The 20,215-nt window shown below is 63.0% G+C and carries 17 protein-coding genes; 14 read left to right on the top strand and 3 right to left on the bottom strand.

Annotation, left to right across the window (positions count from 1 at the left end):
- Positions 1-68: 68 nt before the first annotated feature.
- The 12 genes from DL891_RS05555 to DL891_RS05500 all read left to right on the top strand — a co-directional run bounded on the left by DL891_RS05555 (position 69) and on the right by DL891_RS05500 (position 13,433).
- The gene (locus DL891_RS05555) at positions 69-1,733 is read left to right on the top strand and encodes a GspE/PulE family protein (protein WP_111719440.1); all 1,665 of its coding nucleotides are present in this window, start codon (positions 69-71) and stop codon (positions 1,731-1,733) included.
- A gap of 36 nt (positions 1,734-1,769) precedes the next feature.
- A complete protein-coding gene (locus DL891_RS17445; protein WP_198668782.1) occupies positions 1,770-3,650 on the top strand; it encodes a PilT/PilU family type 4a pilus ATPase in 1,881 nt (626 codons plus the stop codon).
- Positions 3,651-4,883: a type II secretion system F family protein gene (locus DL891_RS05545; protein ID WP_111719439.1), complete on the top strand. Its 1,233-nt coding sequence runs from the start codon at positions 3,651-3,653 to the stop codon at positions 4,881-4,883.
- A 151-nt stretch (positions 4,884-5,034) separates the two neighbouring features.
- Positions 5,035-5,481, top strand: coding sequence for a type II secretion system protein (locus DL891_RS17290; RefSeq protein WP_198668781.1), 447 nt, complete (start codon positions 5,035-5,037; stop codon positions 5,479-5,481).
- Between the two features lie 108 nt (positions 5,482-5,589).
- Positions 5,590-6,006: a type II secretion system protein gene (locus DL891_RS05535; RefSeq protein ID WP_111719438.1), complete on the top strand. Its 417-nt coding sequence runs from the start codon at positions 5,590-5,592 to the stop codon at positions 6,004-6,006.
- A complete protein-coding gene (locus DL891_RS05530) occupies positions 6,006-6,626 on the top strand; it encodes a hypothetical protein (RefSeq protein ID WP_157962399.1) in 621 nt (206 codons plus the stop codon). Before DL891_RS05535 ends, DL891_RS05530 begins: the two co-directional genes overlap by 1 nt.
- Positions 6,611-8,095, top strand: coding sequence for a pilus assembly PilX N-terminal domain-containing protein (locus DL891_RS05525; RefSeq protein WP_111719436.1), 1,485 nt, complete (start codon positions 6,611-6,613; stop codon positions 8,093-8,095). Before DL891_RS05530 ends, DL891_RS05525 begins: the two co-directional genes overlap by 16 nt.
- The gene (locus DL891_RS05520) at positions 8,092-8,961 is read left to right on the top strand and encodes an A24 family peptidase (RefSeq protein WP_368665617.1); all 870 of its coding nucleotides are present in this window, start codon (positions 8,092-8,094) and stop codon (positions 8,959-8,961) included. The genes DL891_RS05525 and DL891_RS05520 overlap by 4 nt, the downstream gene beginning before the upstream one ends.
- Positions 8,962-9,001: 40 nt before the next feature.
- Entirely contained in the window at positions 9,002-10,048 is a 1,047-nt protein-coding gene (gene pilM / locus DL891_RS05515; protein ID WP_111719435.1) for a type IV pilus assembly protein PilM, read from the top strand.
- Positions 10,045-10,728 carry a hypothetical protein gene (locus DL891_RS05510; RefSeq protein WP_111719434.1) on the top strand — a complete coding sequence of 228 codons (684 nt, stop codon included), beginning with the start codon at positions 10,045-10,047 and terminating at the stop codon, positions 10,726-10,728. The genes pilM and DL891_RS05510 overlap by 4 nt, the downstream gene beginning before the upstream one ends.
- Positions 10,729-10,730: 2 nt before the next feature.
- Positions 10,731-11,582 (top strand): hypothetical protein, encoded by an 852-nt coding sequence (locus DL891_RS05505; protein WP_111719433.1) that lies wholly within the window; start codon positions 10,731-10,733, stop codon positions 11,580-11,582.
- A 327-nt stretch (positions 11,583-11,909) separates the two neighbouring features.
- Positions 11,910-13,433 (top strand): S8 family serine peptidase, encoded by a 1,524-nt coding sequence (locus DL891_RS05500; protein ID WP_111719432.1) that lies wholly within the window; start codon positions 11,910-11,912, stop codon positions 13,431-13,433.
- Between the two features lie 230 nt (positions 13,434-13,663).
- Here DL891_RS05500 and DL891_RS05495 read toward each other — a convergent pair whose 3' ends face one another.
- Both DL891_RS05495 and DL891_RS05490 read right to left on the bottom strand, forming a co-directional pair.
- Positions 13,664-13,897, bottom strand: coding sequence for a helix-turn-helix transcriptional regulator (locus tag DL891_RS05495; RefSeq protein ID WP_111719431.1), 234 nt, complete (start codon positions 13,895-13,897; stop codon positions 13,664-13,666).
- Between the two features lie 160 nt (positions 13,898-14,057).
- On the bottom strand, positions 14,058-16,439 hold the full coding sequence (locus DL891_RS05490; protein ID WP_111719430.1) for a bifunctional diguanylate cyclase/phosphodiesterase: 2,382 nt from the start codon (positions 16,437-16,439) through the stop codon (positions 14,058-14,060).
- Positions 16,440-16,694: 255 nt separating this feature from the next.
- Between DL891_RS05490 and DL891_RS05485 the strand changes: the two genes are divergently transcribed.
- Positions 16,695-18,053, top strand: coding sequence for an amidase (locus tag DL891_RS05485; protein WP_111719429.1), 1,359 nt, complete (start codon positions 16,695-16,697; stop codon positions 18,051-18,053).
- 251 nt (positions 18,054-18,304) lie between these two features.
- Here the strand turns inward: DL891_RS05485 and DL891_RS17045 are convergent, their stop codons facing one another.
- Entirely contained in the window at positions 18,305-18,478 is a 174-nt protein-coding gene (locus DL891_RS17045; protein ID WP_157962398.1) for a hypothetical protein, read from the bottom strand.
- 423 nt (positions 18,479-18,901) lie between these two features.
- Between DL891_RS17045 and DL891_RS05480 the strand changes: the two genes are divergently transcribed.
- Positions 18,902-20,128, top strand: a complete 1,227-nt coding sequence (locus DL891_RS05480) for a cell wall-binding repeat-containing protein (RefSeq protein WP_111719428.1) — start codon at positions 18,902-18,904, stop codon at positions 20,126-20,128.
- Positions 20,129-20,215: the final 87 nt, after the last annotated feature.

The following is a 20,215-nucleotide window of genomic DNA, read 5'->3' as shown; positions in this document are numbered from 1 at the left end:
GTGTCATGCCCGCAAATCCCATTGCGGCGCCCGGTGTCTATGTACACAGAAATTGGAGGGCGTAACCCGTGGCGTCCATGACAGAAATCCTGATCCTGCACCGGCTTTTGCCGATCGAACACCTTGACGCGGTGATGACCGGCGACCTCGAAGACGAGACTGCCGTGCGTGCCCTTGTCGAGAAGGGCGTGATCACCGAGAAGCAGTTCGCGCGCGCCCGCGCCGAGCAGGTCGGTCTGCCGTTCGTCGAACTGCTCGACTACCCGATCGATCGCCTCGCGGTCGGGCTCGTGCCGGCCAGCATCTGCCGCCGCCATGAGGTGCTCCCCATCGCTGCGGCCGACGGGCGAATCACGCTCGCCATGGTCGATCCTGGGAATGTGTTCGCCATCGACGATGTGCGCGGGCTCTCACGGCTGAACGTCAGCCCGGTCGTGGTTGAGCGCAGCGACCTGCTCGCCGCCATCGACCGGCACCTGCGAGCCGACGACGAACTCAACGATCTGACCACGACCATCGCCGAAGAAAGCGCCACGAGCGCTGAGGCCGACACGATCATCGAGTCGGATGACGATGCGCCGATCGTACGTTTTGTCAATCTGCTGGTGAGTCAAGGCATTCAGGATCAGGCATCCGATATTCACATTGAGCCCGCCGAGCATGACATGCGCGTGCGCTACCGCATCGACGGCGTGTTGCACGAGATGCAGCGAGCCCCGAAGAGTATCCAGAACGGCGTCATCTCACGGCTCAAGATCATGAGCGACATTGACATCTCGGAACGCCGCAAGCCGCAGGACGGCCGGATGTCGGTGAATCACGGCGGGCGCAAGATCGACCTGCGCGTGGCCACCTTGCCCACAGTGTGGGGCGAGAAGGTGGTCATGCGAATTCTCGACAACTCGAACACGAGCATGTCGTTGCGTGACCTCAACTTGTTGCCACACAACTTCGAGGCCTACAAAGAGGCGTACACGAAGCCGTACGGCATGATTCTGGTGACCGGTCCGACAGGTAGCGGTAAGTCGACAACGCTCTACACCACCTTGAACGCGGTGGCCCGCCCCGAGATCAACGTGATCACGGTCGAAGACCCGGTCGAGTATCGCATGGACGGCATCAACCAGGTTCAGGTGAACGTGAAGGCCGGTCTGACCTTTGCCAACGCCCTTCGCTCCATTCTGCGCAGCGACCCAGACGTGGTGCTGCTGGGAGAGATCCGCGACCAGGAGACGGCGCAGATCGCCATCGAGGCGTCGCTGACCGGCCACCTGGTGCTCTCCACACTGCACACCAACGACGCGCCGAGCGCGATCGTGCGGCTGACCGAGATGAACATCGAGCCGTTCCTGGTCGGCTCCGCGTTGGACTGCGTGGTGGCCCAGCGGTTGGCCCGCCGCCTCTGCGACCGGTGCAAGCAGCCCGATGAGAAGACCTTGGCCGAACTGCAGCACCTCCGCTTCGATGTCGATCCCGACCAGCCGTTGCCGCAGGCATTCAAACCAATCGGATGCGCCAGCTGCTCCAAGACCGGCTACCGTGGGCGCCTTGCCCTACACGAAGTGATGACCGTCACCGAAGAAATCGAACGGCTGGCGGTGGAGCGAGTCTCCAGCGCCGACATCGCTCGCGTGGCCATTTCGCAGGGGATGGTGACCCTGCGACAAGACGGCTGGACCAAAGTGCAGATGGGGCTCACCTCGGTCGAAGAGATCTTGCGGGTGGCCGTCTGATGCCAGACCACAACACGCCTCAACAAGGGAGACCCCATGGATAAGCCTGTCTACGATATTCCGGTGACACCGCCGGGAACGGATGCTGTGGGCTGGCTTCGCAGTGTGATCGAACCCGGCACGCCGCCCACGCCCGCTGCAGACGATGTGGCCCCGGCACTCCCTGAGGTCACCCCAAGCGCGCCCATTCCGCCCCGTGAGACCGTCGCGCACCCGCACCCTGCGAGCGCGGCACCTCCGTTCCCTGCAAGCGCTACAAATCCGCTCCCTGCGCGCACCCCCACTTCGTTCCTTGAAGGGTCACGCCGCGACCGTCTCGAAAAGTCCGCCTCGGAAGCCGCCGCCTTCACTGTCGACACCCATGCTGAAGCGCCTGCCACGCTCTCCACGCCGGTTGCGGCCCCCACCTCGCTCGACGCAGGCGCCGCACCCACGTCGCCCCCTGCGGACGCCGCACCCACCGCGCCCCCTATGGGCGCCCCCGTGGGCGCCGCGCCAACCTCGCTCGACGCGAGCACCCCGGCGGGCTCCACACCCATCACGCTCCCTGAGGGGTCGCGCAGCGACCGTCTCGAAGGGGCCCCGCCCGCGCTTCCCGACGAGTCGAGAACCGGGAGCCCCGAGGGAGCCACTCCGAGCAGCCCTCCCGAGTTTCGCCAGCGCCGCGCCGCCGACTACAGCCGCGCGGAGACGGACGAAGAGCATTCTGACAAGGCCACGTCGGGCGTCCCTGCCGAGCCTCGCCTTCGCCGGGCGGCCGATCGCCGTCGCGCCCAGCAGGATCCCGATCCCGACCTGATTGCCGCGCTCGCCCAGGTGCTCGCCCAGAATGGCTCCGACCTGCACATCACCACAGGCGCCCCGCCGAGTATCCGTGTTGACGGTGGGCTGCGCCCGCTCGAAGGCTACGAAAAATGGATGCCCGAGAAGGTCACCGCTGCACTGCAAAGCATCATCACGCCCCTGCAGGCGGAGACCTTCGCAACCGAACTCGAGCTCGACTTCGCCTACACGGCCGTTCGCGCCCGGTTCAGGGTGAACTACTACCAGCAGCGCAACTCGATCGGGGCGGCCTTCCGGCTCATCCCGTACGAGATCAAACAGCTCAAAGATCTCGGCGTCCCCGAGTCTGTGGGCCGCTTCGCCGAGCTCGCGCGCGGCCTTGTGCTGGTCACCGGCCCGACCGGTAGCGGAAAGTCCACCACGCTGGCGGCCCTGGTCGATCTGGTCAACCGCACCCGTAACGACCACATCGTCACCGTCGAAGACCCGATCGAGTTTCTGCACTCGCACCAGAAGTCGTTGGTCAACCAGCGCGAGGTGGGGCAGGACACGCACTCGTTCGCGTCGGCGCTCAAGCATGTGCTTCGGCAAGACCCCGACGTGATATTGGTTGGTGAGTTGCGCGACCTCGAGACCATCTCGGTCGCCCTCACCGCGGCCGAGACTGGTCACCTGGTCTTTGCCACTCTGCACACGCAGGATGCCGCGCAGACCATCGACCGCGTGATCGACGTATTCCCGCCGCACCAGCAGGGCCAGGTGCGCTCGCAGTTGGCCGCCACCCTGCAGGGCGTCGTCTGCCAGACCCTGGTCAAGAAGGCCAGTGGTAGCGGCCGGGTGGTCGCCACCGAGGTGATGATCGCCACTCCCGCGGTGAACAACCTCATCCGTGAGGGCAAGACCTACCAGATCGCCTCGGCCATGCAGGCCGGCCGCGAGCTCGGCATGCACACCATGGATCAGCATCTGGCCGACCTGGTGAACGCCGGCCAGATCACCCGCCAGGCCGCCGAAGAGAAGGCGCAAGACGTGGTCGGGCTCAAGCAGCTGATCCAACGTGTTGAGTCGCCCAGTGACGGCGATATCGTCGGTGGCATCGACTTCGGTGACAAATACTCTGGAGGGGGGCGCTAGATGGCCACCGCCAACCTGGCTTACGCCTACAAAGGACGCAACGCCGAGGGCAAGGTGATCAAGGGCCGGCTGGATGCCCCGTCAGAGGGTGCTGCCGCGGCCCGCCTGCACACCATGGGACTGGCTCCGCTGTCGATCGCCGCGGCTCCCACCGGTACCGGTCTCAGCATGGAGATCAAGATCCCCGGGATGGAGAAGGCGCCCGACCTCAAAGACCTCGCGATCATGAGCCGGCAATTGGCCACCATGACCTCGGCCGGATTGTCGCTGTTGCGCACCCTCAATATTCTGGCCGACCAGACCGAGAACAAGGTGCTGGCCAAGATTCTGGGCGCGATCCGCACCGACGTCGAAAGCGGAATTTCGCTGTCGGATGCCATGCTCAAACACTCGGTGACCTTCCCGCCGATCATGATCAACCTGGTGCGTGCTGGTGAGACGGGCGGATTCCTCGAGGATGCCCTCAACTCCGTCGCCAACAACTTCGAAGCCGAGGTGAAACTGCGCGACACGATCAAGTCGGCGCTCGCCTACCCGGTGATCGTGTTGATCATGGCGGTACTTGCGGTGATCGGCATGCTCATCTTCATTGTGCCCATCTTCAAGGGCATGTTCGAGGGGCTGGGGGGCACCTTGCCGCTGCCCACGCAAATGCTGGTGTGGTTCTCCGAGGGAATGGTCTGGGTCGGGCCGATCCTGGTGGTGGCCGGCATCATCTTTGCGTTCTGGTGGGCAAAGAACAAGAACACCGAGGCCGTGCGCAAGGTGGTCGACCCGATCAAACTCAAGCTGCCCGTGTTCGGGCCACTGATGACCAAGCTGGCGATCGCACGGTTCACCCGCAACTTCTCCACCATGACCGCCTCGGGCGTGCCCATCCTGCAATCGCTGCAGATCGTGGGAGAGACCTCGGGCAACTGGGTGATCGAGCAGGCGTTGGTCAAGGTGCAGGAGTCTGTGCGGCAGGGCCGATCGATTGCCGGGCCTTTGGCTTTAGAGCCGGTCTTCCCGGCCATGGTCACGCAGATGATCGCGGTGGGCGAGGATGCCGGCGCCCTGGAGACGATGCTGTCGAAGATCGCCGATTTCTACGACCAGGAAGTGCAATCAACCACGGAGCAGCTCACTGCGTTGATCGAGCCGTTGATGATTGCTTTCATCGGCGTGGTCATCGGTGGAATGATTGTCGCCCTGTACATGCCGATGTTCAGCATCTTCGAATTGATTGGTTGAGCATTGCTCAACCCCCCGCACTGGGGGCGGAAATATCCCACAAACCCCCACTTTGAGGGTTAGTGAGTTCAGGGAATCCTCAATAACCTCGGTGGTGGGCAGTAAGAAATGCCCAGTCCAGTTTCACTCAATCAAGAACAGGATCGTCACAATGACAAACACTATTTCGGGGGCAATAGCACGTCAGCGTGCCACCCTGCACGACAAGGACAAAGGCTTCACGCTCATCGAACTGCTGGTCGTCGTTCTCATCATCGGCATCCTCGCCGCGATCGCCATTCCGATCTTCCTCAGCCAGCAGAATAACGCCAAATTGAGTGCTGTGGAATCAGACTTGACAGCAGCAAAGACCCTAATTATGGCCGAAATGGTAAATAACCCAGATTTCTCTTCTGCCGACGTGGATGATGCATCTATTCTCGCACTTGACGGATTTAGCCCGAGCAACAAAGTCACTATAACAATGGTGACCGCAACCGCTGACGGTTTCTGCCTCTTGGGGAAGCACAGCGATCTTACAGGGACCACTGACGTCAGAAGCGTTTCCGACAAGGGCGGCGTTCAAAGGTCCGCCGACTGTTCCGCTCCCACTCCGTAGGGTTCCTTACCTAATTGAGGGTGAATGATTGTGGGGCATCGCGTCTGCGGTGCCCCACAGCCACTTGAGGAAGATCCTGAATGCGTAACCCAAAGGAGGCCGACCACGATGAAATCTACACTGCATACCAAATACGTTTCAGAAAACGGCTTCGGCATGATCGAGATCATTGTCTCGATGTTCCTCATCGCACTCCTTGCGGTGGCCTTCATCCCGCTGCTCATCCAGACCCTTCAGGTTTCGGTCACCAACACCACTGTTGCCACCGCGACACAGCTGGTCAGCGACGGCATCGAGGGTGCCCGGGCCCAGGGCGACACCTGCGCGACCCTGCAGCTCTGGCGTGATGAAGTGCTCACACCGACCATTGATGATCGCGGCGTGTCTCTCCAGCCTGAGCGCACCCTCTCGTGCCCCGCCGCCTATCCCGGGGTCGCAGAAGTCACCGTGACGGTGGCCGAGACCGGGCACGCCGACTCGCTGGCATCCGCGGTGTCTCTCATCTTCGTCAAGGCGGCCGTCTAATGCGCCGCACTCCACGATACGTTCCAGCTGAAAAAAGTGCAGATTCGGGCTTTACCCTCGTCGAGCTCATCGTCTACATGAGCTTCGCGACGGTCATTTTAGTCATCATCGGTGGGCTGTTCATCAACTCGCTCAAGGCCGAGCGCAGCATCCGCTCGGCGTCAGAAGCGACCACGCTGGGCCAACTCGTCGCGCAGTCCGTTCAGGCTGGAGTGCGCAACGCCTCGGCAGTGCGCGCCGAGAGCGACACTGATGGAGATCTCCTGATCGCGCGCCGCGCCACTGCTGGTGCAATAGCCGGATGGTCCTGCCAGGCGTGGTACTACAGCAATGCCGAGCGAGCGGTCTACTCCAAGACGACCACGCCGGCAGCCGCCATCGAGCTTCCGACGGGTGGCCCCGAAGGCTCCTGGACCAAGTTGGGAACAGGGATCGACCCCGTCGCGTCGTCACCCGTATTCCAGCTGACTCCGCCTGCAGACCCACCGGTTGTAGACGCTCCAGATTCCATCGATATCTCGTTCAGCGTCGATGCGGGCGAACGCCCGCCCGTACTCATAGAGACCACCGCATACAGTCGCACCCCTGCCCAGGAGAGTGAACCATGTTTCGATTTCTGACCAACCGCAGTGCACGCACCCTGTCCGACGTTCAGGCACCGAAGCCTGACCGCGAGCTCGGCAGCGCCTTGATGATGGTGCTGGGAGTCATAGTGGTCGCAGCGATCATCACCGTCACGATCGCCAGCGTCACCATGAACTCGCTGGGCTTCACCAGCTCCACGCGAGCCGGTGTGCAAGCGCAGGCCGCCGCCGAATCAGGCGTCGACCACTTTCGGGCGAGCATCATGAAAGACCCGTGTGTCAACACCTACTCGTCCGCGTCCGCCGTCAAGTTCACTGCCACCGTGTACCACTCCCTCTATAAAGACGGAGACTCATGGAGCGCGGGATGCCCTGGCACAGCGCCTGCGAAGCGAGTGAAGGTCGTCTCGGTCGGTTCCGCATCAGCTGCTGGCGTGGCCGGAAACACGAGCGGAAACACGCGGTCGGTGGAAGGAATCTTCAACTACACTCCGTTCGAGCAGCCCGGCATCAAAGCCACCGGCCCAGCCATGTACCTCTATGGCGGAATTGAGTTCAAGAATCTCGCCGAGGTCAGTGCAGAGATCGGCGGCGATATCGAGTCAGCCACGGCAGTGTCGGCCATTCAGGTCAAGAACGGCAATGTCTCCTGCTACAACGGAACCAAGTTCAAAGGTGACGTGATCATTGAAACCGGGAACCTGCTCCTGGAGAATTGCGAGGTTCAGCGCAGCGCCTGGGTCGGGGGCAATGTGGATCTCACAAAGAACAAGTCCACGATCGACGGAAACCTCAATGCCAAGAAGTGCACGGCGTCGTTCAGCGGCAGCATCTGCGACACCACGAGGTTCAAGAAAGACGGCCCCATCCCGACTGTGCCCGATTGGGTTGACTTCTCTTACGATTCCGCTGCTCCCACCAAGTGGTTCAACGACGATGGCACCCCGTTCCTGAAAAAAACGCTGACGCAGACGCAGTGCGACGCGCTGACTTCCAGCATCATTTCGGGTGGCGGAAAGTCGATTGTGATCGACGCGATGAACTGCACGGGCGTCAAGGCGCCAAAAAATACTGCGATCTCGCTCGCGAGTGATACCGTCATCTTCGCCAAGAGCTTCGCATTTGATAACCCATTCAACTCCACCACGTCTGCCACTCACCGGCTATGGTTCATCACCCCTGACAACTTTCCCGACAACCAGCCCACGTGCCCGGCTGACTACGGATCGTTCGGGGTGGGGGATGAAAACCAATTCAAGCTGGATGTGAAGATCAACGCGTTTCTCTACTCTCCCTGCTACTACTCATCGAAGAACAATGCCACCTGGAATGGTCAAATGTATGTCAACGGAGTGAACGAGACCAAGAACTCTTTGGACTTCAAGTACGCGGGACTTGGGCTGCCGGGGGTGGACCTCACCAACGGCACGACCAACCCGGCAGGGTCGATCGGTCAGGAAGCTAAGCTGGGCGATCTGGTCTCTGTTCGCGATCTCGGGCGGTGAGTGAACTGGTTGCCGTGGGGGTGGGGATCTTCGGGGCCCTGATCGGATCGTTCTTGAACGTGGTTGTGTACCGCGTTCCAGCGGGGCGATCGATTGTATCGCCGCCGAGCGCTTGCATGGGGTGCGGGCAGCAGATACGTGGGTACGACAACATCCCAGTGCTGAGCTGGCTGGTGCTGCGCGGGAAGTGCCGGGGGTGCAGGGCGGGGATCTCGGTGCGGTACCCGCTGGTGGAACTCGGCACTGCCGTATTCTTTGGGGTGGTGGCGTGGTGGGGCGTGTCGGGCGGGCTGGCGGCGACCCTTCGAGACGGTCGCTTCGCGATCCCTCAGGGAACGGAGTTGGCGGGAGCGGAGCTTGCGGCTCTGGTGCTGGCGATTGTGGCGTTCCTGTGGCTGGCGGGGGTGAGCGTCGCGCTGGCGCTGATCGACCTCGACACGAAGCGGCTGCCGAACGTCATTGTGCTGCCGAGCTATCTCGTCGGTGGTGCGTTGCTCGCGGCGTCGAGCATCCTCATTGGCAATTATTCTGCACTGATCACTGCCGGCATCGGGCTGGTCGCGATGTGGGTCGCCTACTACCTGATGGCGATCGCCTACCCCGGCGGCATGGGCTTCGGCGATGTGAAGCTCGCCGGGGTGCTCGGGCTGTACCTCGGCTGGCTCGGCTGGGGCCCGCTCGCGGTCGGCGCGTTCTCGGCGTTCCTGCTCGGCGGGTTCTTCTCGCTGGCGCTCTTGTTGGCACGCCGGGCCGACCGCAAGAGCGGTATCCCGTTCGGCCCGTGGATGCTGGCCGGCGCCTGGCTGGGGATCTTTTTCGGTGAATCCATTTGGACCGCGTATTTGACGTTGTACGGGCTGGCCTGATGGCTGGCGAGCGAATTCCTCTCAGAAGGGGCACATTTCAATGGCTGCAAGTGTAGTAGGAGTTGACATCGGAGACGTCGCGGTGCGCGCCGTTGAGCTGAGCGATGCCACCAAGGCAAACCCCACGCTGGTGCGCTATCACGAGATGCCGTTGCCTGAGGGTGCAGTCTCCCGAGGCGAAGTGCTTGAGCCCAACACGGTCGGCACGGCACTCAAGCGGCTGTGGACCGCCGGCAACTTCAAGAGCAAGAACGTCGTGCTCGGCATGGGCAATCATCGGGTGCTGGCGCGTGATCTGACGGTTCCGAAGATGTCGCTCAAGCGCATCCGCGAATCATTGCCGTTTCAGGTGCAGGAGATGCTGCCCGTGCCCGTCGCCGAAGCGCTGCTCGACTTCTACCCCATCGCTGAGGGGGAAGGCGCGAACGGGCCGGAAGTGCACGGTCTGCTGATCGCCGCGGTGAAAGACGCCGTGGCGGGCAACGTGCAGGCGGTGCAGCTCGCCGGACTGAACCCCATCGAAGTCGACCTGATTCCGTTCGCGCTCAGCCGGGTGCTGTCCCGCGGAGTGCAGGTCGACGGTGCGGTTGTGCAAATAGACGTGGGGGCCAGTTCGACCAGTGTGTTGATCTCGGTGTTGGGGGTGCCACAGTTCATCCGGTTCATTCCCACCGGCAGTGGCGATGTCACTCAGGCGTTGTCGATGCGGCTGGAGATTGATGCCGAACAGGCCGAGCAGTTGAAGCGTGAGATCGGGCTCACCCCGGCCGGGGTACAAGCACAGAACCCTGCGGCCGCCAACCTCATTCGCGAGGTGACCGGGGAGCTCTTGAACAGCCTGCGCAATACGGTGAACTACTTCGTCAACACGCATTCGATGCCGATCCGGCAAATCGTACTCACCGGAGGCGGCACCCAGCTGGGCGGATTCGGAGACGCGCTCGCGGAGATGACCCGACTGCCCGTGATCCCGGCCACGCCGTTCGACACCGTACAGCTGGGACGCGGGGTTTCAAAAGAAGGGCTCGAGCACAGCCGGGGAGATTACATGGTTGCACTCGGTCTAGCGTTAGGGAGCGCCTCATGAGCAAAGCATCGGCGAGCGACAACCTGATCATCGGCGGGCAGCCGCGCGCGAGCCTGTTGCCGATCGAAGTCGTGACGCATCGAAAAGGCAAGGCGCTTCGCCGACAGCTTGCGACAGCGTTGGTGCTTGTCGTTCTTGTGGTGGCGACAGGCATTGGGCTGGCCACCATGCAGGCCGGGCAGAAGCAAGAGCGGCTTGCGGCGGAACAAGCCCGCACGCAAGACCTGCTCGACGAGCAACTCAAATACATTGAAGTGCGTTCTGTGCAGACCCAGGTCGACACGACCAAAAGTGCGCTCATCGTCGGTGCATCGACCGAGGTGGACTGGAAGGCGTATTTGCAGAGCATTCGCGCGCTGCTGCCCGCCGACGTCACGATCGACACCGTTTCGATCGACTCTGCATCGCCGATGTCGCTGTACCCACAGCCGGGCGTGCCCTTGCAGCATCCGCGAATTGCAACGCTGACGTTGAAGCTCACCAGCCCGGCGTTGCCCACGGTGCCGAAGTGGTTGGAGGCACTGTCTTCCCTGCCCGGCTATGCCGACTCGGTGCCCGGAACGGTGGTGCTTGTCGGCGGCGGATCGTACGAGGTGAACCTCACGATTCATGTCAACGAAGACGCGTTCACCCACCGGTTTGCACTCGATGCGCTTGAACCAGCTGAAGCGGGAAACTAATCATGGATAAGAACAAGCTCGGGGTCATCGTTTTGGTACTCGCCATGATTGCGGTCGTGGGGTTGGGCTACCTGCTCGGCGTTTCGCCGCAACTGGAGTCTTCAGCACAGGCAGACAACGACCGCGTCTTGGTGGAGCAGGAGAACGTGGTGCACGAGGCCACGCTAGCCGCGCTCATGAAGCAGCACGAGGGCATGGAGGCGCTGGAGGAAGAGCTGGCAGAATTGCGAGTCCTAATCCCCGACGGTGCCCAATTGCCGCAGTTCGTGAAGAGTCTGGACGCGACCGCGGTGAAGCACGGCGTTGCCTTGACCACGATATCGGTGCAGGATGGCCAGTACTTTGTGCCGGCTGAAGCCGTCGCTGAGGCGCCGGCGGCCGACGAGGCTGGGACGTCCACGGGTGAACCTGCCCTGGCGGGTGCGGTCGACGACGCGAAGGATGCCGCAGCAGCGACCGAGGCTTCGGTCACACCGGATCCCTCGGCCGCTGGCGCTGCGACGCCCGATTCTGCCGCAACAGGTGCACCGGCAATGCGTTCGGCTGAGGTCGCCGCGGCCGCTCAGAAGCTGCCCGAAGGTGCGCTCGTGGCCGTACCGATCACGCTTGCGCTCTCGGGTGAGTATGCCAATGTATTAAACTTCACCGACGGGCTGCGCACCGGGCCCCGACTGTTCCTGGTAACGAGTCTCACGACGGCACCGGGAACCGCCGCGGCATTGACCGCGGCGGCAGGGGACACCGCGCCCGGTGACGAGGGAGAGACTCCGGCCGCATCGTCGTCGGTGAATGCCACGATCACTGGCTACGTGTACGTTCTGCTGAATAATGCCCGGGTGGCCCCCGCAGCGTAAGCTGCACGCATTCAGTTCACGTGGGGCCAGTCAAAGCGGGCCATTCCGGGCGCGCTCTTCGTAGGTGTGCCGCAGGAATGGGGCTGGTGGGCCGGCCGAGTGGATTGAACCAGCGGCTGAATTGCCGGTTACGGATTCTCTGCTTTTGGGGTTCTGGAGCCCGAGAAGATTGAGCCAAACTCATGTCCCCCATACGAGGGGAGAAGCTTGTTTGAATGTCGGCGTGGCGGGCTCGCTCCATCCGGCTCGGATCATACGATTCGGGAAGCCGCGACTTCCCGCTCTCACGGTTAATCACTATTCAACCAACCCGTGAAAGAAGAATTAATGAGTCAACGATTCTCCGGCCGCACGTGTGCGCTGGCCGTTAGTACAGCAGCGCTGCTGGCGCTCTCATTTCTCGGAGGGCCCGCCATCGCGGCGCCCGCCGAGGCGCCGTCAACACCCGTTCCCATCGAAACCCCTGACGGGTTGTTGATGAGTTATGTCGTCAACGTCAAAAACCCGAACCCGGGCCAGACCCGGCTAGCGGAGCGGGCCGTACACGATGCCGGTGGCACCGTCGTGCAGTCCTGGCCGCAGATCGGCGTGGTCGTCGCACACTCGGAGCGCTCCGCGTTCCGCACCGATGTGAAGCGGGTTGCCAAGGGCAACTCCGTGCAGTCGGTCGGAGCAACCCGCACCGTCGGCGTCTCGGAGGGAACGCCGGAGATCGGCGACAGCCCGCGCACTCCCGGCTCGCGTGGCGCGTCATCGTACAAGAAGAAGTCGAACGCGCAGCCGAAGCTCGACGGGTTCGTCGCTGGCGACGTGGAGGCGGTCGCTCCCGCGCTCGACCCACGCGAGGGTGAGCAGTGGGACATGGCGCAGATCAAAGCCGATCTTGCCCAGCAGATCACCGATGGCTCCCGGAGGGTTCTCGTCGGCGTACTCGACAGCGGTATCGACTCAACGCACCCCGACCTCGCGGCAAACGTCGACCTGGCAAGCTCGGTGAGCTGCATCGACGCCGGTCGTCCAGACACGTCGGAAGGGGCATCCGAGCCGACGACGAGCGCGCACGGCACGCACGTTGCCGGAACGATCGCCGCGGCCCGAAACGGGGTCGGCATCGTCGGGGTCGCACCGAACGCGCGCCTGGCCTCGGTGAAGGTGGTCAACGACGACGGCTACATCTACCCGGAGTACGCTGTCTGCGGGTTTGTCTGGGCAGCCGACCACGGCATGGATGTCACCAACAACAGTTACTACGTTGACCCGTTCGAGTTCTGGTGTGACGACCAGAGCGACCAGGCCGCTTCCAAGGAAGCAGTGAGGCGCGCGGTGGCCTACTCGGAGAAGCTCGGCGTCGTGAGTGTCGCGGCCGCTGGCAACAGTTCGTATGACATGTCGGTGAAGACGGTGGACCGAGGGAGCCCCAACGATGCCGCCCAGCCGATCAACCGCGTCATCAACAGTGGTTGCCACGACATCCCGACGGAGTTGCCGGGTGTCGTGACGGTGTCGTCGACGACTCGCACCGAGGCGCTCTCGTCGTTCTCCAACCGTGGGTTGGGCAAGATCGACGTTGCCGCACCCGGGTCCGCGATCCTCTCGACGTACCCCGGCGGACGGTATGCGAACATGAGTGGAACGTCGATGGCGTCACCGCACGTCGCCGGTGTTGCCGCACTGCTCAAGTCGACGCATCCGAACGCCACACCCGCGCAGATCGTCACGATGCTGCGCGATCAGGCCGATAGCAAGATGTGTCCCACCGGCGCAAGCGGTGGAGCGTTCTGCGTCGGATCGGAGCTGCGCAACAGCTTCTTCGGTGACGGAATCGTGAACGCATTGAACGCAGTGAAGTAAAGCGCTCGGTAGAGTGGGCCGGCCTGCATCCGTTCATCGGGTGCGGGCCGGCTTGGTCCTGGGCCGTAGGAGGCGGTGGGGAAGCGGTGATGAGCCTTATATGCTCGTTTCGATCAGACCCGCTACGTCATTGGCTCCGTCAGCTGAGCAGCTGCCGGGGAGGCCGAGGTCGGCCGCGTAGCGCGTCGACCCCGGAGTCCTGGCCGGCCACGCGACGTAGAAGCGGTCACTCAGGAGGGCAGCAGACCGCGTGCGCGGGCGTGCTGCACCAGGTCTTGTTTGGAGTTGACCTCGACCCCATGCGCTAGAAGATGGTCTTTGACTTTGCCCAGGTGAAGCCGCACCTGCTCCACGCGCATGCTCGATTGAACGGCGATCTCGACGGGACTGTAGCCGTCGGCATAGATGCGTAACGCCTCGATATCCGCAGGGTTCAACGGCTGCGGGCCCTTGGCGCACTCCATGCCTCACCTCACATCACAACAACTCGGCAGTCGAATCTCAACTGCAGCACGATCAATATTATTGAAGGATACTCGGTTTTGTTGGTGCGACGCGCCCCCATTTCAGGGCATGGATCTTGCTCCATCAGATGGTGATCAGCTGGTCAAAAGGCCTGTTTCGTCAGATTTTCTGGGTCTGTGGTGTGTGTTGCTGCGCAGACGGAGCGACAGGCACCACGGCACTGGCCCCGTGGGCGCGCAGGCGTTGGCACGTGTCCTCGAACGAGATCGGCCGACCGTAATAGAAGCCTTGCACCATGCGAACTTCTAATTTGCGAAGCTTGTCGACCGACTCCGCATCCTCGATGCCCTCGACAACGATCGAGTAGTCCATCGTTTCGGCGAAGCTCCTCAACGCACGAACGAATTCATGTTGTCGAACGTCGCTGAGATTGGTGACGAGGCTTCGGTCAATCTTCAAAATATCGAGGGGGAGGCGCACCAACGCCCCGACCGACGAGTTCTCCGAACCATAGTCATCCAGCGCAATCAAGACGCCGCACTCACGGAGCCGATCAACCTGCGCCCTGAGCTCGCTGCGTGCCGTGCCGACGGAGCGTTCATTCAGTTCAAGACAAAGTGTCGCTGCGGGATATGCCGTGGGGGCGTCTGCGAACAAGCGGTTGAGCTCCGGCTCCAGAAGCTGGCCCGCCTCAACGTTCACCGCCATCACAGTGATGCCCGGCACAATGGCCGCGAACTCTGTCGCCGCCTCCATCGCTCGCGAAAGAATCTGTTTGGTCAGCTTGTTCAGACGGCCGAGGTTCTTGGCGCGTTCAACCAGTGCCGATGCCGGGATGGTGCCCAACTCGGGGTCGGTGTAGCGCACCAGAGCCTCGAAGCCCCAGATGCGTTCATCCGTGATGCTCACGATCGGCTGAAACGCAACAGTGAGCAGGTGCTCGTCGATGGCGTGGGCGACAATGTCGTTGAGCCGGGAGGAGCGTTGCGCCGATGCGCTGACCTCAAGCTTGCTGCTGGAGCCGTCACGGTGACTCGAGCGCTTGACGTCGAGCATGGTGCGATCTGCGTCAACGACCAGCGCGTTGATGTCCGCCTCCCGGTTCGCGGAGAAGGCCATTCCGACGCTGACCACTGGGGTCAAGGTCAGACCGGCATCGTCAATGTTCACGGGCACACCGACCTCGGCAACAACGCGCTCAGCGATGGTCTTCGCTTCGGCAAGCGATGACACGTGGTCCAGAATGATCACGAATTCGTCGCCCCCGACCCGAAAGACGGAGTCACGATTGCGCACGGCGCCGACCATTCGATGGGCGACGGCGACCAGCAACTTGTCGCCGGCGTGATGGCCATACTCATCGTTCTGCATTTTGAAGTCGTCGACGTCGATGAACAAAACCGCGATGGCGTCGGAATACGCCCGATTCTCGTTGATCGCGATCAACGCTATCTGGAAGGCCCGATGGTTGGGCAGTCCCGTGAGCGAGTCGGTGTTCACCTCTGCGGTGAGAGTGGCGACATCCTGTTTCGTGCGAATGGCCTCACTGCCGATGTAGGTGAGGCCTTCCAACACGCGTTGGTCCTCGGCGGTGAATGGTGTGGAGCTCAACTTGCGGGAGGCGACAACAAACATGTTCTCCCCGGTGCCGAGGGTGGTGCTGGCACTGATTTCGTTCGTTCCTGCCGGGGTGGCGCGCAACTCCGCCGTCTCCGCCTCGATCGTCTCTTGCACGAGCTGGAGCACACTTTCCGGAGTGGCGGTGACCCCGTCGCCGGGCAGCGACATTGATGCCGCCACGAGGCCGTTCAGTTTGCGCAGCACCTGGGAGAAACGCGCCGACATCGAAAGCCCGAAGAACAGCATCCCGCCCAGGGCAAGGATGAACCCGGCATGCAGCACACGCTGGTCGAGCACGGCCGCCGGAAACTCGGTGATAGCCGTGAACACAATGGTGGAGGCCGCGACGCAGACGGCCCACAATATTCCAAGCGGCCGCCAGCGCACCGCTGCCACGCCCTTTTGCTGGTTGGGGCTCCATTCGCCCTTGTTCCTGGCGAACTCGATGAGCAGAATCGACGTGAAGTATGCGGTGGTGGCAACTGCGAATATGGCGATCGGCCACCATCCGGCCAGCAGCAAGTGACGAGCGGCGAACACATAGGCAAGGCCGCCGAGGCCGCCGATCCCAGCCGCGTACAGGGCGAAGACGGCGTTGCGCAAAATGAAGCTGTAACCGATCAGGAGCCCGCACACGAAAATACCGACCGCCAACATGGGGCGATCGATGATGTTCATCGCGGCTAGCAACACCACCACCCCGCCCAGTGGGGGGATGCCGTTGATCGTGCCCAACGGGATGCGGTAGGACACGCCGATGGCGAAACTGGCGATGGCGATGATGGTGAGAAGCCAGGAGAAGGCCCCAAATTGCCGCTGCACCATGAACACCGCCACATAGGCCACCATTGACACCGAGAAGGCAACAGCGGGGATCAGAAACGGGTACTGCCACCGCGACAGAGAATTGATAGCCTTCATGAGTTCAAGACTAGGGTGCCGCCGACGACATTCCCGACGGCTGTGTGGTTCGTCGCTCGCAAGGGGGCTTCAGCGTCTCGACTGGCGGCCTCCTGCCGGTGGGCGCGGTACGGCGATCGACAAGGTTCAGGTCTTCCGACAACACTGTCCGGTATCCTCAGAGGGCAGATATCCGTTTCTCGTGCGAGCGCTTCTTGTACCCCGGCCTCCCAGGCGACGGAGTCGACATCGCGGCCGAAGAGGGGAAGACCCACCGTGAGCTTAGATACCGCCACCGAGATCGTCGCGGCAGTGCAGGCAGGCACGATCAGCCCAGTTGCTGTCGTGCGTGCCGCGTTGGATCGGGCCGAAGCGCGAGCAGACCTCGGTGCCTTCCAACAGTTGTTCGCCGATGAGGCGCTCGCCGAAGCCGCAGCGCTCGCGGCCCGTACTGACCTCGCCTCGCTGCCGCTGGCCGGCCTGCCGATCCTGATCAAGGACAACATGCCGGTGGTCGGGCATCCGATGCGCGACGGATCGCAGGCGACCAGCGCTGAGCCCTCCCAGCACGACCACGAGGTGGTGCGCCGGCTGCGAGAGGCCGGGGCGATCATCATCGGCACCACCCGGGTGCCTGAGCTGTGCATCTGGGCCTCCACCGACTCGGAGTTCGGCCTCACCCGCAACCCGTGGAACCTGGAGCGCACACCCGGCGGCTCCTCCGGCGGGTCGGCCGCCGCGGTCGCTGCCGGCGTCGTGCCCGTGGCGCATGCCAATGACGGCATGGGTTCGATTCGTATCCCGGCGGCGAACACTGGCCTGTTTGGGATCAAGCCGGGTCGCGGCGTGATACCCGCCGACCTCGGGTTCGACTCGTGGGGCGGCATGGCTGAGAACGGCCCGGTGGCGACGACCGTCGCCGATGCTGCCCTCGTGTTCTCGGTGATGGCGGCATCCCCGCAGATGGCGCAGGTGCAACAATTGCCCAGCAAGCTGCACATTGCGGTCTCGGAGGCGACGCCGTCGTTCCTGGTACGCCTGCACCCCCGCTGGCGCCGCGCCCTCACCGAGACGGCCGACGCCCTGCGGGCGGACGGGCACACGGTGGTGGAGGTGCGCTTTCCGTACCCAGCCAATCCGCTCCCGATGTTCGTGCGCTGGTTCGCGGGCACCGCTGATGACGCCCGCGAGTTGGAATTCGATCGGCTTGAACCGCGCACCCGCCGGCACGTGAAGCTGGGGTGGACGGCGAAGCGCCGCGGCTGGATCCGCCAACGCGACGCCGACGCGCTCGATGCGACGGCCCGCGAGTTCTTCGCCGAGTACGACATTCTGCTCACGCCGATGCTGGCCCGCACCGCACCGGTCGCGGCCCAGTGGCACCGCCGGTCGTGGCTGAAGAACATCTGGTCGAACATGCAGTACGCGCCGTACGCGGCGCCGTGGAACATGGTGGGCTGGCCGGCCGCGTCGATTCCCGCCGGCATCGACGAGGAGACGGGGATGCCCGTCGCCGTGCAGGCCGTCGCCGAACCCGGGGGCGAGACCATCCTGTTCGCGCTGGCCGCCGAACTCGAGCGCCTGCGTCCGTGGCCGCGCACCGCGCCCACCCCCGTTTCCGGGGACGCCCCATAGCCCGTTGGCCGAGGGGTCGGGAAGCGACCGCCCCGCACTTGCGGTCTCCGTTGCGTTAGAGGTGTCGCGAAGCGCTCCGCATCGCACGGCCGCCCGATGCTGGCGCATCGTTCGGTACCGGCGAAGTGCACCCAGTCTCGAGCCTGCACTGACCCTGTTGGTATGTTGGTCGAGGTGTCGCGAAGCGACAGTCTCAAGACCCCGTACCGACCGCGCTGGTTGAATAGTTACGAAGCAACCGAGCCCGGGGGTCAGTGTCGACCGGTGATCAGCCGAATCGCGAAGACGATGATGGCGATGATGATCAGCACCATACCGATCGCCAGCAGCGTGCCTCCCTGGAGGAGCAGGTCGATCAGGATCAGGATCACCCCGATCGCGAACATGGTCGTCGCGGTGGCATTCATGGCTTTGTTGCGTGACATCAGATTCTCCGGGGGTGATTGCTGGCGACGGCGATGTCGACCAGTGAGAGCGGTGTTGTGATGAACCGTGAGGCGAGGGATGGGTTGTGCGGGGCGGGTAGACCGGGCTGCCCGGTCTTGTCGCCAGAATATAGGCGGCGGCCGGGGCTCGCCAACGGGTTTTCCCTCGGTGCCACAGCAACTGAGTGCGTGCTTGGCGGCAGCAAAATTGCGCGGCCCCGTTTACCAAGCTGTTGCAGACCCCAGACTGGCCACGCGTGCACCGATACCCCGGCTCCAACACAGCCGGCCTTGACGCTGTCGATTCGCGGCTCATGACCACCCCCGAAGACGGTGGGATATCGCCCCGATTGGGGGCTTCTAGGCGCGTTGGCGCGCGCATTACAGTAAAGGAGTTTGGTCAATTCACTCAGTTTGGATGTCATGAGACTTGTCGCCGTATTCGCTCTTCCCGCTTTGGTCCTCGGGCTGCTTGCGGCCCCTGTGCCTGCCCCGGCTGCCGCTGCAGACCAGCCCCTGGCGAAAGCGGCTGACCAGTTGGCAGCGGCGGCGCCGACGGGTGTGAAGCGGCTCGCCGGTGATGACCGCTACGCCACCGCGGTGGCTATCTCCAAGCAGTTCGCCTCGGCCGATGTGGTCTACGTTGCGACCGGCACCGGTTACGCCGACGCACTCGGAGCTGCGCCGGCTGCGGCCAAGCAGAGCGGTCCGTTGCTGCTGACCGCACCGAAGAGTCTTCCTGCGAATGTGGCCGCCGAGGTGAAGCGGTTGAAGCCCCAGCAGATCATCGTGGTCGGTGGAACCGGTGCAGTCTCGAACGGTGTTCTCAACTCGCTGAAGAAGATCGCGAACACCACTCGCATTGGTGGGGCCGACCGGTTCGAAACCGGGAGGCTGCTCGTGGCCGATGCCTTCGCCACATCTGCGACCGCGTACTTCGCGACCGGCCTCGACTTTCCTGATGCGCTCTCGGCATCGGCAGCGGCAGGCAAAATCGGCGCACCGGTCATCCTCGTCGACGGACGCAAGAAGAGCGTGGACAAGGCGACTTCTGCACTGGCGAAGAAACTTGGTGTGAAGACTGCCTATATCGCGGGTGGCACGGGTGCCGTCTCGGCGGGGATCGAGACGTCATTGAAGAAGACGGCATCGGTGAAGCGTCTCTCCGGAACCGACCGGTACTCCACCTCCGTGGCGATCAACAAGTCAGCATTCACCACGGCCAACCAGGCATACTTCGCCGTGGGCACCGGCTATGCCGATGCATTGGCCGGCGCCGCACTGGCGGGCAAGAACGCGGCGCCCCTGTATGTGGTTCCGAAGAACTGTGTGTCGTCAGACGTGATCGCAGGAGTGAAGTCGCTGAAGGTTACCCAGCGCGTGCTCCTCGGCGGGAAGGCCGTTCTGGGCGCGGGCGTCGAGAAGCTCACCGTCTGTGCCAAGGTGACGCCCAAGCCGACGGCCAAACCGACTCCAAAACCTCCCGCCAAGCCGGGCAACCCGGGTGACAGCATGAACTGTACTGACTTCAACAACTGGGCAGACGCGAACGCCTGGTACCAGAAGTACTACCCGCACTACGGTGACATCGCCAAACTCGACCGCGACAAAGACGGCATCGTCTGCGAAAACCTCCCGGGTGCTCCGTAGGGGAGCATCCCCGCTGCATTCGACGCTTAGAAACGGTAGCCACGTAAAAACTCGGCTCACGAATCGTTCTGTGCGCCGATATCGCCG

Origin of the sequence: Homoserinimonas sp. OAct 916 (assembly GCF_003260275.1) — a bacterium.
Taxonomy (GTDB): domain Bacteria; phylum Actinomycetota; class Actinomycetes; order Actinomycetales; family Microbacteriaceae; genus OACT-916.
The sequence above is the reverse complement of the archived record's forward strand: the minus strand, read 5'-3'. Positions and strand labels throughout refer to the sequence as shown.